The sequence below is a fragment of the Roseateles sp. genome (assembly GCF_039595295.1).
Classification (GTDB): Bacteria; Pseudomonadota; Gammaproteobacteria; order Burkholderiales; family Burkholderiaceae_C; genus Roseateles.
Genome location: NZ_JBCNLU010000003.1, coordinates 179,229 through 194,909, shown reverse-complemented (window position 1 = coordinate 194,909; position 15,681 = coordinate 179,229). Strand labels below are relative to the sequence as shown.

The window sequence follows — 15,681 nt, the reverse complement described above, 5'->3', positions numbered from 1 at the left end:
GGTGCTGGACAACAGGCCGTCGCCTCAGCGCTTGATGGCGCGGTAGCCGATGTCCTGACGGAACTGCTTGCCGTCGAACTGGATCGAGGTCAGCGCTTGGTACGCATGCTGCTGGGCATGGCGCACGGACTCGCCCAGCGCCGTCACGCACAGCACGCGGCCGCCGCTGGTGACCAGCTGCTCACCCTGCTGTGTCGTGCCCGCGTGGAAGACCATCGCCTCCTCCGAATCCTCGGGCAGTCCGGTGATCACGTCACCCTTGCGCGGCGACAGCGGATACCCGCTGGCGGCCATCACCACGCCCAGCGCGGCGCGGCGGTCCCATTGCAGCTCGGCCTGATCCAGCGTGCCGTCGGTCGCATGCATCAGCACCTCGAACAGGTCGCTCTTCAGACGCATCATGATCGGCTGCGTCTCGGGGTCGCCCATGCGGGTGTTGAACTCGATCGTGCGGGGCTGGCCTTGCGCGTCGATCATCAGGCCGGCGTAGAGGAAGCCGGTAAAGGGGATGCCGTCGCGGGCCATGCCCTGGATCGTGGGCATCACGATCTCGTGCATCACCTTGGCGTGCACGTTGGGCGTCACCACCGGCGCGGGCGAGTAGGCGCCCATGCCGCCCGTGTTCGGGCCCTGGTCGCCGTCCTGCAGGCGCTTGTGGTCCTGGCTGGTGGCCAGGGGCAGCACGTTGCGGCCGTCGCACAGCACGATGAAGCTGGCTTCCTCGCCCTCGAGGAACTGCTCGATGACGACGCGCGCGCCGCCTTCGTTGTGGACCACGCCCAGCTTGTTGTCGGCCAGAATCCAGTCGATGGCCTCATGCGCCTCGGCCAGCGTCATCGCGACCACGACGCCCTTGCCCGCCGCCAGGCCGTCGGCCTTGATGACGATGGGCGCGCCCTGCGCGTCCACGTAGGCATGCGCCTGCGCCGCATCCGAGAAGGTCTCGTAGGCGGCGGTCGGGATGTTGTGGCGCTTCATGAACTCCTTGGCGAAGGCCTTGGAGCTCTCCAACTGCGCGGCCGCCTTGGTCGGGCCGAAGATGCGCAGACCGCGGGCGCGGAACTCGTCGACCACGCCGGCGGCGAGAAACGCTTCCGGTCCGACCACCGTCAGCGCGATCTTGTGTTCCTGCGCGAAGTCGGCCAGCGCCTTCACATCGGTGAGGGGGACGTTCTTGAGCTTGCTGTCGCGCGCCGTGCCGCCGTTGCCGGGGGCCACGAAGACCTGGCTGACGCGCTCGCCTTGCGCCAGCCGCCAGGCCAGCGCGTGCTCGCGGCCGCCGTTGCCGAGGACCAGGACCTTCATTCGGAAATGCTCGCGTTGTGATAGACCTCCTGGACGTCGTCCAGGTCCTCGATGACGTCCAGCAGCTTCTGCATGCGGGCCGCGTCCTCGCCGGTCAGATCGATGGTGTTCTCGGCACGCATCGTGACCTCGGCGATCTCGGCCTTCAGGCCGGCCGCTTCCAGCGCGTTCTTCACGGCTTCGAAGTCGCCGGGCGCGGTCAGCACCTCGATGGCGCCGTCATCGTCCGTGACCACGTCTTCCGCGCCGGCTTCCAGCGCCACTTCCATGACCTTGTCCTCCGACGTGCCGGGGGCGAAGACCAGCTGGCCGCAGTGCTTGAACTGGAATGCGACGGAGCCTTCCGTGCCCAGGTTGCCGCCGTACTTGCTGAAGGCGTGACGCACTTCGGCCACGGTGCGGACGCGGTTGTCGGTCATGCAGTCCACGATGACGGCCGCGCCGCCGATGCCGTAGCCCTCGTAGCGGATTTCCTCGTACGTGACGCCGTCCAGATTGCCCGTGGCCTTGTCGACGTTGCGCTTGATGTTGTCGGCCGGCATGTTGGCCGCCTTGGCCTTCTCGATCGCCAGACGCAGGCGCGGATTCATCGCGATGTCGGCGCCGCCGGCGCGGGCGGACACGATGATCTCACGCGTCAGACGGGTCCACACCTTGCCTCGCTTCTCGTCCTGGCGGCCCTTGCGGTGCTGGATGTTGGCCCATTTGGAATGCCCTGCCATGTCCTGGTTCTCCTGTGACAACGGCCCGGAGAAAACTCCGGGCCGGTGCTGTGGTTGCTTCGTTAGACTGCGATTTTAGCTTTTTGCCTCTGGAGAATTCCGCATGGCCGACCCGATCCTGCTGGCCCGCCACGGCGACATCGAATGTCAGCTGCTGCCCGCGCTGGCCAATCGCCACGGTCTGATCACCGGCGCGACCGGCACGGGCAAGACGATCAGCCTGCAGAAACTGGCCGAATCCTTCAGCCAGATGGGCGTTCCGGTCTTCCTGGCGGACGTCAAGGGCGACCTGACCGGGATCTCGCAGCCGGGCCATCCGTCGACCAAGCTGCTGGCCGTGCTGCAGGAGCGCGGCATCGAGCCCCCGACGTCCGCCGCCTGCCCCACGACGCTGTGGGACGTCTTCGGCGAGCAGGGCCACCCGGTCCGCGCGACGGTCTCCGACATGGGCCCGCTGCTGCTGTCGCGGATGCTGGCGCTGAACGAGACCCAGGCCGGCGTGCTGCAGATGGTCTTCAAGATCGCCGACGACCAGGGCCTGGCCCTGCTGGACCTGAAGGATCTGCGGGCGATGCTCGCCCATGTCGGCGAGAACGCCAGCCAGTTCACGACGCAGTACGGCAACGTCTCGGCGGCCAGCGTGGGGGCGATCCAGCGCGGCCTGCTCCAGATCGAGGCGCAAGGCGGAGACAAGTTCTTCGGCGAGCCGATGCTGGACATCCACGATTTCATGCAGACGGCCGACGGCCTGGGCGTGATCAACATCCTGGCGGCCGACAAGCTGATGGCGGCCCCGCGGCTGTACGCGACCTTCCTTTTGTGGATGCTGTCGGAGCTGTTCGAGACGCTTCCGGAAGTCGGCGATCTGGACAAGCCCAAGCTGGTGTTCTTCTTCGACGAGGCCCATCTGCTGTTCAAGGACGCCCCGGCCGCGCTGGTCGAGCGCATCGAGCTGGTGGTGCGGCTGGTCCGGTCCAAGGGCGTGGGCGTCTATTTCGTGACGCAGAACCCGCTGGACATTCCGGACACGGTGCTGGGCCAGCTGGGCAACCGGGTGCAGCACGCGCTGCGCGCCTTCACGCCCCGCGATCAGAAGGCGGTGAAGGCGGCGGCGGACACCATGCGGCCCAAGGCCGGGCTGGACATCGCGATGGCCATCACCGAGCTGGGCGTCGGCGAGGCGCTGATCAGCTTGCTCGACGAGAAGGGCCGGCCCTGCATCACCGAGCGCGTCTTCGTCCTGCCCCCGGGCAGCCAGATCGGCCCGATCACGCCGGAGCAGCGCAAGGCGCTGATGGCCGGATCGCTGGTGGCGGGCGTCTATGAGAAGCAGGTGGACCGCGAGTCGGCCTATGAGCGCCTGACCGGACGCGCGGCGGCGACGCCGGCGGCGGCGGGCCGCTCAGAAGCCGGCGGCACGGCGCCCGCGCCGCAGGGCGGCGGCTCCCTGGCCGACGAGGGGTCGTCGGTCTTCCGCGGCCGGACCGGCCCGGCGACGGGCGCGCCGGCGCCGCAGCAGGAGGCCGGTGGCGGGATGCTGGACGGTCTGAAGGACGTGCTGTTCGGCTCCACCGGTCCGCGCGGCGGCCGGCACGAGGGCCTGGCCGAGACGGCCGCGAAGTCGGCGCTTCGCTCGATCGGCTCCTCGGTCGGACGGGAGATCGTCCGCGGCGTGCTGGGCAGCCTGCTGGGCGGCGGCGCCAAGCGCAAGCGTTGAGGAAGCTCGGGCGCTGAGCTTGACCGCTCGCGCCTCGATCCCACCACTCGCGCCATTTCCCCGCGCTTCGTCGCAGGGCGATGGGCGCCAAGTCTCCGGTCCCCGACAGTCGCGTCATCCCAACCGCGATTTCAGCCGGAGACCACCATGCAACACGCCCCCTCGCTCCTCGACATCCTGGCCCACATCCCCCTGTTCGTCTGGGGCATCCTGGCCGCCATCGTCGCCATGGGCGTCCGGATGTCGCGCCCGATGACGATGTCGACCAAGCGCGTCGTCATCCTGCCGCTGGTCTGGTTGGCTTTCGGGATCTGGGGCGTGAACAGCGCCTCCGGCCTGTTCAGCGTCGCCGGACTGGCCTGGGCCGCGGGCATCGCCATCGGGGTCTCGCTGATCCGCGTCATCGGCTGGCCCGGCCAGGTGAACTTCGACACCGCGACCGACCGCTTCCACGTGCGCGGGAGCTGGTTCCCGCTGGTGGTGATGCTGAGCATCTTCGTGCTGAAGGCCTATGCGGCGATGACGCTGGCCATGCATCCGGCCGTCGCGCATCAGATGGCCTTCGTCGCCGGCACCAGCGTCGCCTTCGGTCTGCTGAGCGGCTGCTTCCTCGGACGCTCGATCAACATCCTGAGCGCGCGTCCGCGTGGCACCGGGGCGGTGGCGGTCTGAAGACCCTCTCCCCTGCCCTCTCCCGCAAGCGGGAGAGGGAGCAACACCGCCCGGGCGTCATCGTGGCCACCGCGCTGAGCGCTCCTGTGCCCCCTCGGAAGTCAGCGATGATCGCCACCACCTTGCCCTCCAGCCCGCCCCACGCTCCGCTCATGCCCCCGAAGCACACCGTCGCCAAGCCGCTGACCGCCCGCTGGCTGCTCAAGCAGTTGACGATCGTGGTCTCCATCGCGGTGGCCATCTCGCTGGTGCTGGTCGCGGTGTTCCGCCAGCCGCCGGTGCTGACGCTGATCTACTGCGCCTTCATCTCGCTGGGCTGCACCTTCAGCATCAACGTGCTGCGCTACGGCCTGGCCTGGCTCCGCCGCGCCGCGCTCAGCCGCCTGGGTCGTGTCCCACGCCAGCCCCAGGACTGGACCGGGTGGCCGGGCTGGCCGCTGATGGTCCTGTCGCTGCTGTTGGGCACGCCCACCGGCTACATCTTCGGTGTCGAGATGGGCAACCTCGTCACCGGCCTGCAAGAGCGCAACCTGACCTCGGTCCCCTGGCGCAGCGCGGTCGCCGTGCTGGTCGTGTCGCTGGTGCCGGGCTTCATCGCGACGGTCTTCCTGCTCTCCCGCCACCGCCTGGCCGACGCCGAGGCCCACGCCGAGACGCTCCGCCGCCAAGCCGCCGAGACCCAGCTGCGGTTGCTCGAATCGCAGCTCGAGCCGCACATGCTGTTCAACACCCTGGCCAACTTGCGGGTGCTGATCGGCATGGATCCCGAGCGCGCCCAGGCGATGCTCGACCACCTGATCGCCTTCCTGCGCGCCACGCTGTCGGCCTCCCGCGCCGAGCGCCACACGCTGAAGGACGAGTTCGCCCGCTTGCAGGACTACCTGGCGCTGATGCAGGTCCGAATGGGATCGCGGCTGCGCTTCGTGTTCGAGCTGCCGCCCGTGCTGGAGTCGCTCAGCGTGCCGCCGCTGCTGCTGCAGCCGCTGGTGGAGAACGCCATCAAGCACGGCCTGGAGCCGCATGTCGGCGGCGGCACGCTGACCGTGCGCGCCGGTCGCGACGGCGAGTGCCTGCTGCTGGACGTCGAGGACGATGGCGCCGGTTTCGATCCGGCCGCGCGTCCGGCGCCCGGCGGCGGCTTCGGCACGACCCAGGTCCGCGAGCGGCTGTCCGTCGCCTGCGGCGACGAGGCCGGGCTCGAGGTCCGGCGCCGAGACGGCGGTGGCACCCTGGCGCGCATCCGCATGCCCATCCCCGCCATGCCGAGCGCCGCCACGCCCTCTTTCGCGCCGCCCGCCACGCCCGCTTCCCGTTTCACTTCGAACTGAGCCCTCCATGCCTACCGCCCTCATCGCCGAAGACGAAGAACTGCTGGCCGCGCACCTGCGACAGGAACTGAAGGCCCTGTGGCCGACGCTGGACGTGGTCGCCATGGCCGCGCATGGCGAGGAAGCGGTGACGCTGGCGCTGCGCCATCGGCCCGAGGTCTGCTTCTTCGACATTCGCATGCCGGGGATGACCGGGCTGGAGGCTGCGGCGCAGCTCGCCGACGACTGGCCGGACGGGACGCCCTTCCCGCTGCTCGTCTTCGTGACCGCCTACGACCAGTTCGCGCTCCAGGCCTTCGAGCGCGCGGCCGTGGATTACGTGCTCAAACCGGTGCAGCGGGAACGGCTCGCGCAGACGGTGGGCCGGCTGCAGGCGGCGCTCGCGCAGCGGCAGACGCCGCCGGCCGCGCTGGAATCGGCGATCGAGCAGTTGCGAGGTTTGCTGGCCGTCGGTGCGGTACCGGCCGCCGGTGCATCGTCCGGGACGGCGGTCGCCGCGCCGGTCGGCGGCTCGGCTGCGGGCGACAATTCAAGCGCCCCGCTGAGCTCGACGCCCCCGCTGCGCCACCTGCAGGTCGGCGTCGGCGACGCCATCGTGATGGTGCCGCTGGACGAGGTCGTCTATCTGGAAGCCGCGGACAAGTACGTCCGCGTGATGACCGCCGATCAGGAGTACCTGGTGCGGATCTCGCTGCGCGAGCTGCTCCCGCAGCTCGATGCACAGCGCTTCTGGCAGGTCCACCGCGGCCACATCGTCCATGTCGACGCCATCGATCGCGTCCACCGCGACGAGTCCGGCAAGCTCACCCTGCGGCTGCGCCGCCGGCCGGAGAAGCTGGCGGTGAGCCGGATGTACGGGCATCTGTTCAGGGCGATGTGAGCTTGTGCCTCAGATGACGAAGGTCGCGCCGGTCCCCGTGCGCATCAGCAGTTCGGTACCGGCCTCGGCCGTGACCAGGATGCGCAGATCGAAGTTGTTGGCGGCCGTCTCTCCCCGTCCGTCGTAGTCGATCCACAGCGAGATCGTGCCATCGGCGACGAAGTCCTTGCGAATGTAGCGAGCGATGTCTGCAGCCGACGAGACATTGAACTGCAGTCCGCCAAGTTCCACCAGATCCCCTTGCCCGCGGTGGTAGCCGTGGATCCAATCGATGCCCGTTTGAGAATGGGCGAACGCGAACACATCGGCGGCCGCGCTGCCGAAAAGATGATCCGTAGCGCCGGAGGCGCGCGCGATCGACGGACCACCGGGCTGCTCCGGTAGAGCATCCACGACACGAATGTCCCGAAACGCGCTGTACCCGAACAACTCGACCAGATGGACCTCTCGGTTGGAGGAAGAAGACTCGCCCTTCATCGACACGAACGACGCATTGCCGGCCTTGTCGACGGCCACCACGACATGCAAGCCCGCCGCGGCGTCCCGCCAGAACGGCCTGAAGGATTCCTGACCCGGTTCGACCAGCAGCCCGCGCTGTCGCCAGTTCTGAAGATAGCTCTGCGCGCTGCCGTCATTGGCGGTATCGAAGGGAATGAACAGCACCTGCACCGCTTCATTCGCGTTGAACCCGAAACCGTTGGCTCGCGAGGCATCCGGCAGTGCGCTCGCATACTTCCCCGTCACAGTGGGCGCTGTCAGATCCACGGTCACGTTGAACGCCCGGTCCGCGCTCCAGTTGCCGGCGGTGTCCTGTTGCCGGATGCGAATCTCGTGCGTGCCCTCCGTGGTCAGACCGCTCAGATCAAAGCGTCCGTCGCGGCCTCCCACCATAATGTCCGCGCTGCCATCGAAGCCGTAGGACCATTGCGTGGCTCCCGCCTCCAGGCTCACCTCGACCCAGGTCTGGCGGTTCACTGTGCTGCCGGTGTGGAACAGCGGCTCGATCGCGTCGACGTTGGGATAGTTGTCGCGCGCCTGACTGTGCAGGGCGTATCCCGGCAAGGGGGCCTGGGTGTCCAGCGTGAACCTCAGTTCCGCGGCCTGACTCAGATTGCCGGCCCCGTCGGTCTGCCGCACCAGTACACGCTTGGCGCCGTCCGCGCCGAAGGCCGCCGCCGCGATCGAAGTGCCCGCCCCCGCCGTCCAGTCCAGGCCGTCAAAGCTGTACTCCCAGGTCGCGCCCCGCTCCAGGCCTGACACCTGGACACGGCCATCGCTGGAGACCCCGTCGGTGTCGCTCACACCAGTGTCGCGGATCAGAGCCAGCACCGGCACCTCGGCCTTGAGATCCAAAGTGAACTCGAATTGCGAGCCCGCCTCGTTGCCCGCGGCATCGGTCTGCCGCAGATCGACCTTGTGCAGGCCATCGGCCGTGAAAGCCCTGGCGTCGATCGAGTGGCCGTCCCCCCGGATCCAGTTGCCCCCATCGATGCGGTACGACCAGGTCGTCCCGAGTTCGAAGCCGGTGATGCTCAGGGTCGCGTCGCGGGTGATGAGTCACCCTTGGTGCCGGTGTCGCTGGCCAGGGCCGCCGTCAGAGCGGCGGGCGCCGTGCGATCGAGCTGGAAGTTCAGCGAGGTCGAGGCCAGGTTACCTGCCACGTCCGTCTGCCGGACGTCCACCACCTGGCTGCCGTCAGCGACGCCATCGAACGCTGATTTCTGGATTCGCGACCCGCTGCCGCCCTGCCAGGTCCCCCCATTGATCCGATAGTCCCAGGATCCGTCCGACTCCAGGTTGGCGACGTCGATCGTCGGGTCATTCGTGAGCCCGTCGTTGGCGGCTCCGGTGTCTGTCGCAAGCGTCGCCGTGGGCCGGTCGGCGCGGCTGTCGCGCGTGAAGTCCAGCGTCGCGACGCTGATGTTTCCGGCGAGATCGGTCTGCCGCAACTCGACCTTGTAACGCCCATCCACGCTGAACTCGCTCGCCGCGATGCGATCACCGCTGCCGGTCCTCCAATCGCCGGAGCCGGTGCGGTACTCCCAGCTGCTTCCCGGCTCAAGACCGCTGACCACGAGGGCCCCATCGCTGGTGATGCGATCGCCGACGGAGCCCGTATCGTTGGCCAGCGCCAGCGTCACCTCCGTCGCTTGGGTGTCGAGCTCCACCCGCAAGTGGGTGTTCGGGCCTTCGTTGCCCGCCTGATCGGTCTGGCGTACCCGCAGGTGCTTGACGCCATCGGCCCCAAGCCGGGCGGATTCGATCGTCGAGCCCATGCCGGTCGACCACGTCGCACCGTCATCAAGGCTGTACTGCCAGCGCGCGCCCACCTCCAGGCCATCGACGCGGACAGTGCCGTCGTTCGTGTGGCCGTCGGAGGGCGAAATCCCGGAATCCGTCACCAGCGCCAAGCCGGGACCGGACGGGGCGATCGTGTCCATGTCGAACTTGAGCTCGGCCGCCGCGCTGCGCGCCCCGCGATCGTTGATCTGCACCGCCAGCAGAGATTTGCTGCCATCGGCGCCAAGCGCGGATGGGCTCAGCGCGCTGCCGCTGCCCGCGCGCCAGGTCTTGCCCCCGTCGACCGAGAACTCCCAGTGGGCGCCCGCTTCCAGCGCGCCGACGCGGATCTCGCCCGCTGCGCTGAGCAGGCCGTCGCGGACGGCTCCCGGCGCATGCAGCGTGAGTTGAGGTGCGGGTGGCGTGGCCACGGGCGGTTCGGGGTCCGGCTTCGTGTCGGGTGTCGTGTCCGGCTTCGTGTCCGGCTTCGTGTCGGGCTTCGTGTCGGGCTTCGTGTTGGGCGTCGTGTCGGGTGTCGTGTCCGGCTTCGTGTCGGGCTTCGGTTCCGGCTTGGGCTCAGGTGGCGGCTTGGCCTCGCTGCCGGAGCCGCCCCCGACCGCTGCGGCGGAGCCCGCCGTCAACGCCGCGCCCAGCAGCCAGGTCACCAGGGCCGCGATCGACTTCTCGGTCGACTTCTCGTCCTTGCCGTTGCCTCCCGACGTATCACCGGACTCAGCGCCGGACTCACCGCCGACGGGCGGCTGAGCCACCACCTCCGGCAAGGGCGTGAGGGTCTCGCCCGATTCGGACGACGGCGCGGCCTCCTCATCGAGCGACTGTGCGTCGTCGTTCTCGCGCCTGCGGTGCGGATCACGGAGATGCGCCGCGGCAATGACGGGGACGTCGACGGAGGACATGCCCGCGCGAGCGGCGGCGGGCGAGCGGAGAGAGCGGATCGGGTCGGGTCGGGATTGCTGCATGGGCGGTCGTCTGCGATGTTCAAGATCAAAGCCGGGAGTATCAGAACCAGCCTGTCCTGCCACCACTGCCCACTGCGGCTATCACAGCCGACTCCTTCTAACGATTCTTGAGGGGCGATCCCTAAAAGTGCAGGGGTTCCCTGCCCACGTAGAATCTCCGGCCTCTATCGAGACTCCCTACTTCGATGTCCAGCCACGACAAGACCGCCGGTACGCCGACGACCGACAAGACCGACGGCGCGGCCGTCAAGCCCAGCAACTTCCTGCGCGCCATCATCGAGCGCGACCTGGAACAGGGCTTCCAGCCGCAGCGCCACTTCGCCGGCACGCCGGGCGACGCGGCCCATCAGGCCGCCGGTCCGCTGGACCCCGCCAAGATCCGCACCCGCTTCCCGCCCGAGCCCAACGGCTACCTGCACATCGGCCACGCCAAGTCGATCTGCCTGAACTTCGGCCTCGCGCGTGACTACGACGGCATCTGCCATCTGCGCTTCGACGACACCAACCCGGAGAAGGAAGAGCAGGAGTACGTCGACGCGATCAAGGAAATGGTCGCGTGGCTGGGCTGGAGCTGGGACGCGCCGGACGGCCGGGGCCAACAGACCAGCCACCTCTTCTACGCCAGCAACTACTTCGACTTCATGTACCGCGCCGCCGAGTACCTGGTGTCGCAGGGCCTGGCCTACGTCGACGAGCAGTCCCCCGAGGAAATGCGCGCCAACCGCGGCGACTTCGGTACGCCCGGCAAGAACAGCCCCTTCCGCGACCGCACGCCCGAGCAGCACCTGCAGCGCCTGCGCGAGATGCGCGACGGCAAGCACCCGGACGGCTCGATGGTGCTGCGCGCCAAGATCGACATGGCGTCGCCCAACATCAACCTGCGCGACCCGGCCCTGTACCGCATCCGCCGCGCAACCCACCACAACACCGGCGACCAGTGGTGCATCTACCCGATGTACACCTACGCGCATCCCATCGAGGACGCGCTGGAATGCATCACCCACAGCGTCTGCACGCTGGAGTTCGAGGATCAGCGCCCGTTCTATGACTGGCTGCTCGAGCGCCTGGCCGAAGGCGGCCTGCTGGCCCGCCCACTCCCGCATCAATACGAGTTTGGCCGCCTGAACCTGACCTATATCGTCACCAGCAAGCGCAAGCTGCGCCAGCTGGTCGAAGAGAAGCACGTGGACGGTTGGGACGATCCCCGCATGCCCACGCTGGTCGGCATGCGCCGCCGCGGCTACACGCCCGAATCCATCCGCGCGATGGTCGAGAGCACCGGCGCCTCCAAGACCAACGCCTGGATCGATTACTCGGTGCTGGACGGCTATCTGCGCGCCGACCTCGAAGGCAAGGCCGCCCGCGCGATGGCGGTGCTGGACCCGGTCCCGCTGAAGCTGCGCAACTACGCGGAAATCTTCGGCTCGCTGGACCATCGCGAGCCCTGCTCCGCGCCCGCGCATCCGCATGTCCCGGAACTGGGCACGCGACAGTTCAGCCTCGGCCCCGAGCTGTGGATCGAGCGCGAGGACTTCATGGAGGTCCCCGTCAAGGGCTACCACCGCCTGTTCCCCGGCAACAAGGCGCGCCTGAAGTACGGCTACGTGATCGAGTGCGTCGGCTGCGAGAAGGATGCCGACGGGAAGATCACCGCGGTCCTGGCCGACCTGGTACCCGACACCAAGAGCGGCACGCCGGGCGCCGACGCGGTCAAGGTCAAGGGCGTGATCACCTGGGTGGGCGCGCATGAGGGCGTGTCCACCGAGCTGCGCCTGTACGACCGCCTGTTCACCGAGGCCCAGCCCGACGCCGGCGAGCGCAACTTCCTGGAGCTCATCAACCCCGACGCCAAGCGCGTCGTGCGCGGCTATCTGGAGCCCTCGCTCAGGCACGCGGCGCCGGACACGAAAGTGCAGTTCGAGCGTCATGGCTACTTCGTCTCCGATCGCGTCGACCACCGCGCCGACGCGCCGGTGTTCAACAAGATCACCGGGCTGCGGGACAGCTTCGGCAAGTAGGGCCTCGGCGCCCCACCGTCGGCCGGACCCAGGGGCGCCTCGAGCGCCCCTTTTCATGGCCTGTCCGCCAGACAGTCAGGCCGACTGTCCGGCCGACTGTCCGGCCGACTGTCCGGCCGACTGTCCGACCGACTGTCCGCGGACACTCGCAGCCCGCCCCGCCTCCGCGTCAAGGTCTTGATTTCAAAGGGAATTCGTGGAGGGCAAGGACTGGCACGGCGCTTGCGATCAGAGCACCCGATTCCACTCGCCCCCTCGGACACCTCATGATTCGCGACACCTCCGGCCAGGACCGCCCGCTCGTTCGCCCCCAGGGACGCCGCCGCCTGTGGCTGGCGCTGGCTGGTGCGGGTCTGCTGGTCGCCGCCTTCGCCGCCGCGCCCGCCGTGCAGCGGATGATGGGCAGCGGCAACTCCGTCAGCCTGGCGCGGCTGGGCATCGCCGCCGTCGAGATCGGCCCCCTGGTGCGCGACGTCGCCGGCGAGGGCAAGGTGGTCGCCGCGATGAGCCCCACCGTCTACGCGCTGCACGGCGGCAACCTGGTGCTGCGGGTGAAAGCCGGCGACAAGGTCGCCAAGAATCAGCTGCTGGGCGAGATCGACAGCCCCGACCTGCGCGCCAAACTCGCCCAGGAGCGCAGCAACGCCGACGCGCTGCGCACCGAGGCCCTGCGCGCCGAGGTCGACGGCCGCGAGCAGCGCGCGGCCTTGCGCTCGAGCTACGAGAACGCCAGCATCGACCTGCAGACTGCCCGCAACGATCTGGCCCGCCAGACCAAGGCCTTCGAAGCCGGCGCCGTGGCCGGCATGCAGGTCGAGAAAGCGCGCGACGCGCTGGAGAAGGCACGCATCACCGCCGCCCACGCCGAAGCCGGCCTGGGCCTGAAGGACGACAGCCTCAAGTTCGAATTGCAAGCCAAGCAGCAGGCCCTGCAGCGCCAGCTGCTGCTGGTGCAGGACCTGGAGCGCCAGGTCGCCGAGCTGGAACTGCGCTCTCCGGTGGACGGTCAGGTCGGTCAGCTGCTGGTGGCCGAGCGTGCCAATGTCGCCGCCGGCGCCGGGCTGCTCACCGTCGTCGACCTGACGGCGCTGGAAGTGCAGATGCAGGTGCCCGAGAGCTTCGCCCGCGACTTGGCCATCGGCATGCCCGGCGAGATCTCCGGCAACGGCCGGCAGTGGCGCGGTCTGGTGAGCACGGTCTCGCCGGAGGTCGTCAACAACGAGGTCGCCGCGCGCATCCGCTTCGACGGCGCCACGCCCGATCAGCTGCGGCAGAACCAGCGCCTGTCGGTGCGCGTGCTGCTGGACAAGCGCGACAAGGTGCTGACCGTGGCCCGCGGCAGCTTCGTCGAGGAAGGCGGCGGCCGCTTCGCCTACGTCGTCGAGGACGGCCAGGCGGTCAAGCGGGCGATCCGCCTCGGCGCGCAGAGCCTGTCCAAGGTCGAGGTGCTGGAGGGGCTCAAGCCGGGCGACAAGGTCGTCATCTCCGGCGCCCAAGCCTTCGACGCCGCCGAGCGCGTGACGCTCAGCCAATGACCTTCATCCCCCCATCCGTCCCACCCGTCCCATCCCCCGACGCCGCGAGGAACCCCATGCTCAAGATGCAATCGCTGTCCAAGGTCTACCGCACGGAGATGATCGAGACCTACGCCCTGCGCGAGTTCAACCTGGAAGTGCGCGAGGGCGAGTTCGTCGCCGTGACCGGGCCGTCGGGCTCGGGCAAGACGACCTTCCTGACCATCGCCGGTCTGCTGGAGGCCTTCACCGGCGGCCGCTACGAGCTCGACGGCGTCGACGTCAGCGGCATGAACGACACGCAGCGCTCGCGCATGCGCAACGAGAAGATCGGCTTCATCTTCCAGGCCTTCAACCTGATCCCCGACCTCAACGTCCTGGACAACATCGAGGTGCCGCTGCGCTATCGCGGGATGAAGGCCGCCGAGCGCCAGCAGCGCGCGCGTGACGCGCTGGCCCGCGTCGGTCTGTCGGCCCGCGAGCGCCACTATCCGGCCGAGCTGTCCGGCGGTCAGCAGCAGCGCGTGGCCATCGCCCGCGCGCTGGCGGGAGGGCCGCGTCTGCTGCTCGCCGACGAGCCCACCGGCAACCTGGACAGCGCGATGGCGCGCAGCGTGATGGACCTGCTGGAGGAGCTGCACCGCGACGGCGCCACCATCGTCATGGTCACCCACGATCCGCAGCTGGCCGCGCGCGCCCAGCGCAACGTGCACGTCATCGACGGCCAGGTCGTGGACATCGCCGCCGAGCTGCACATGGACGCCGCGATGCTGCGCGCCGCCGCGCCCACCGCCGTCTGAGCGCGACGCCGACAAGGACATCATGAGACTGCCCTTCCCTTCCGCGCGGATGCGTTCGCTGCCCTGGCTGACCGCGATCGCGCTGATCTGCGCCGGCTGCTGCTTCCCGGCCGCCGCGCGCGCCGAGGACCTGCTCGAGATCTACGACCAGGCCCGTGCCGCCGACCCCGTGCTCGCCGGTGCGCGCGCGGTGCGTGGCCAACAGGGCGAGCTCGCCGTCCAGGCCCGCGCGGCGCTGCTGCCGCAGTGGAGCGCTCAGCTCGCGGAACTGCGCAACCAGGACGACGGCTCGCGCCTGCACCAGGTGACGCACAGCCTCAGCCAGGTGCTGGTGGACCTGAGCAGGCTGCGCGGCTGGGACGCCGCGCGCACGCTGGTCGATGCCGAGGACGCGCGCGTGCGCGCCGCCGAGGCCGACCTGTGCGCCCGCGTCGCGCGCGCCTACTTCGGCGTGCTCACCGCGCAGGCCGCGCTGCAGACCGCGCAGGCCATCGAGGACGTCTACGGCCAGCAGGTCGCGCAGGCGCAATCGCGCTTTGAGGCGCAGCTGTCCGCCGCGCTGGATGTCGAGCAGGCCCGCGCCTATTACGAGCTCGCCCGAGGCAACACCGCGCAGGTGCGCGAGGAACTGGCCGACGCCCGTCAGGCGCTGGCGCAGATCACCGGCCGCATGCCGGGAGCGCTGCGTCCGCTCGCGCCGGAGCTGGCGATGCTGATGCCGGATCCGGCCGATCCCGAGGCCTGGGTCGCGCAGGCGCTGCGCGACAACCCCTCATTGCAGGCCGCAGCGCTGGGCGTCACCGCCAGCGATCAGCGCGTGGCCGCCGCGCGCGCCGCGCATCTGCCGACGCTGAGCGTGGGGCTCGATGGCCAGCGGCTGGCCGGCAACGCGGTCGCGCCGCAGGACGCCGGCCGCTACAACTCGACCATCGGCCTGAAGCTGACCATCCCGATCTTCGCGGGCGGCGCGGTCGAGTCGCAGAAGCGCCAGGCCATCTACCAGCGCGAGCAGCTGCGCGAGGACCTGGAAGGCTCGCGCCGGGCGATGACGCGCGAGACGCAGGCGCAGTACCAGGCCGTGCTGTCCGCGCTGAGCCAGATGCGCACGGCCGGCGCCGCGGTTCAGGCGGCAGAGAAGGCCTTGGCCTCGACCCGCAGCGGGCTGGACCTGGGCTTGCGCACGATGACCGATCTGCTGCTGGCCATCCAGACGCAGAGCAACGCGCGCAACGCCTGGGAGCAGGCGCGCCACCGCTACGTGCTGTCCAAGCTGCTGCTGCAGCAGGCGGCCGGCGCACTGGCCGAGCCGCAGCTCGCGGCGGTGAACACCCTGCTCGTCGCGCCTCCCACCGCGCCGACCGCTCCCGCCTCTTCGACATCGTCGACGACGCCGACCACGTCCCCTTCATCGGCGGCGACGCCCGCGATGACCACCGCCCGACTCGATCGCTGAGACCGGAGGACC

The 15,681-nt window shown here is 69.3% G+C and carries 12 protein-coding genes; 8 read left to right on the top strand and 4 right to left on the bottom strand.

All coding sequences use genetic code 11. From position 1 onward, the window contains the following. Positions 1-24 precede the first annotated feature (24 nt). Both purD and ABDW59_RS04055 read right to left on the bottom strand, forming a co-directional pair. A complete protein-coding gene (gene purD / locus ABDW59_RS04060; RefSeq protein WP_343628200.1) occupies positions 25-1,305 on the bottom strand; it encodes a phosphoribosylamine--glycine ligase in 1,281 nt (426 codons plus the stop codon). Beyond that, positions 1,302-2,027: a YebC/PmpR family DNA-binding transcriptional regulator gene (locus tag ABDW59_RS04055; RefSeq protein ID WP_343628199.1), complete on the bottom strand. Its 726-nt coding sequence runs from the start codon at positions 2,025-2,027 to the stop codon at positions 1,302-1,304. The genes purD and ABDW59_RS04055 overlap by 4 nt, the downstream gene beginning before the upstream one ends. 103 nt (positions 2,028-2,130) lie before the next feature. Between ABDW59_RS04055 and ABDW59_RS04050 the strand changes: the two genes are divergently transcribed. From ABDW59_RS04050 to ABDW59_RS04035, 4 genes are all read left to right on the top strand, one after another. Then, on the top strand, positions 2,131-3,744 hold the full coding sequence (locus ABDW59_RS04050) for a helicase HerA-like domain-containing protein (RefSeq protein WP_343628198.1): 1,614 nt from the start codon (positions 2,131-2,133) through the stop codon (positions 3,742-3,744). Positions 3,745-3,891: 147 nt separating this feature from the next. Then, positions 3,892-4,416, top strand: a complete 525-nt coding sequence (locus ABDW59_RS04045) for a DUF6622 family protein (protein ID WP_343628197.1) — start codon at positions 3,892-3,894, stop codon at positions 4,414-4,416. A gap of 152 nt (positions 4,417-4,568) precedes the next feature. Then, positions 4,569-5,744, top strand: coding sequence for a histidine kinase (locus tag ABDW59_RS04040; protein WP_343628196.1), 1,176 nt, complete (start codon positions 4,569-4,571; stop codon positions 5,742-5,744). A gap of 7 nt (positions 5,745-5,751) precedes the next feature. Then, entirely contained in the window at positions 5,752-6,624 is an 873-nt protein-coding gene (locus tag ABDW59_RS04035) for a LytTR family DNA-binding domain-containing protein (RefSeq protein ID WP_343628195.1), read from the top strand. Positions 6,625-6,633: 9 nt separating this feature from the next. Here ABDW59_RS04035 and ABDW59_RS04030 read toward each other — a convergent pair whose 3' ends face one another. Then, the gene (locus ABDW59_RS04030; protein ID WP_343628194.1) at positions 6,634-7,977 is read right to left on the bottom strand and encodes a hypothetical protein; all 1,344 of its coding nucleotides are present in this window, start codon (positions 7,975-7,977) and stop codon (positions 6,634-6,636) included. A 179-nt stretch (positions 7,978-8,156) separates the two neighbouring features. Continuing rightward, complete coding sequence (locus ABDW59_RS04025; protein ID WP_343628192.1) at positions 8,157-9,884, bottom strand: hypothetical protein; 1,728 nt, start codon at positions 9,882-9,884, stop codon at positions 8,157-8,159. 185 nt (positions 9,885-10,069) lie between these two features. On the opposite strand from ABDW59_RS04025, the gene ABDW59_RS04020 reads away from it, so the two are divergent. The 4 genes from ABDW59_RS04020 to ABDW59_RS04005 all read left to right on the top strand — a co-directional run bounded on the left by ABDW59_RS04020 (position 10,070) and on the right by ABDW59_RS04005 (position 15,669). Further along, positions 10,070-11,902: a glutamine--tRNA ligase/YqeY domain fusion protein gene (locus ABDW59_RS04020; protein ID WP_343628191.1), complete on the top strand. Its 1,833-nt coding sequence runs from the start codon at positions 10,070-10,072 to the stop codon at positions 11,900-11,902. A 266-nt stretch (positions 11,903-12,168) separates the two neighbouring features. Then, the gene (locus ABDW59_RS04015) at positions 12,169-13,437 is read left to right on the top strand and encodes an efflux RND transporter periplasmic adaptor subunit (protein ID WP_343628189.1); all 1,269 of its coding nucleotides are present in this window, start codon (positions 12,169-12,171) and stop codon (positions 13,435-13,437) included. A gap of 56 nt (positions 13,438-13,493) precedes the next feature. Then, positions 13,494-14,216 (top strand): ABC transporter ATP-binding protein, encoded by a 723-nt coding sequence (locus ABDW59_RS04010; RefSeq protein ID WP_343628187.1) that lies wholly within the window; start codon positions 13,494-13,496, stop codon positions 14,214-14,216. A gap of 22 nt (positions 14,217-14,238) precedes the next feature. Next, positions 14,239-15,669: a TolC family outer membrane protein gene (locus tag ABDW59_RS04005; protein WP_343628185.1), complete on the top strand. Its 1,431-nt coding sequence runs from the start codon at positions 14,239-14,241 to the stop codon at positions 15,667-15,669. Positions 15,670-15,681: the final 12 nt, after the last annotated feature.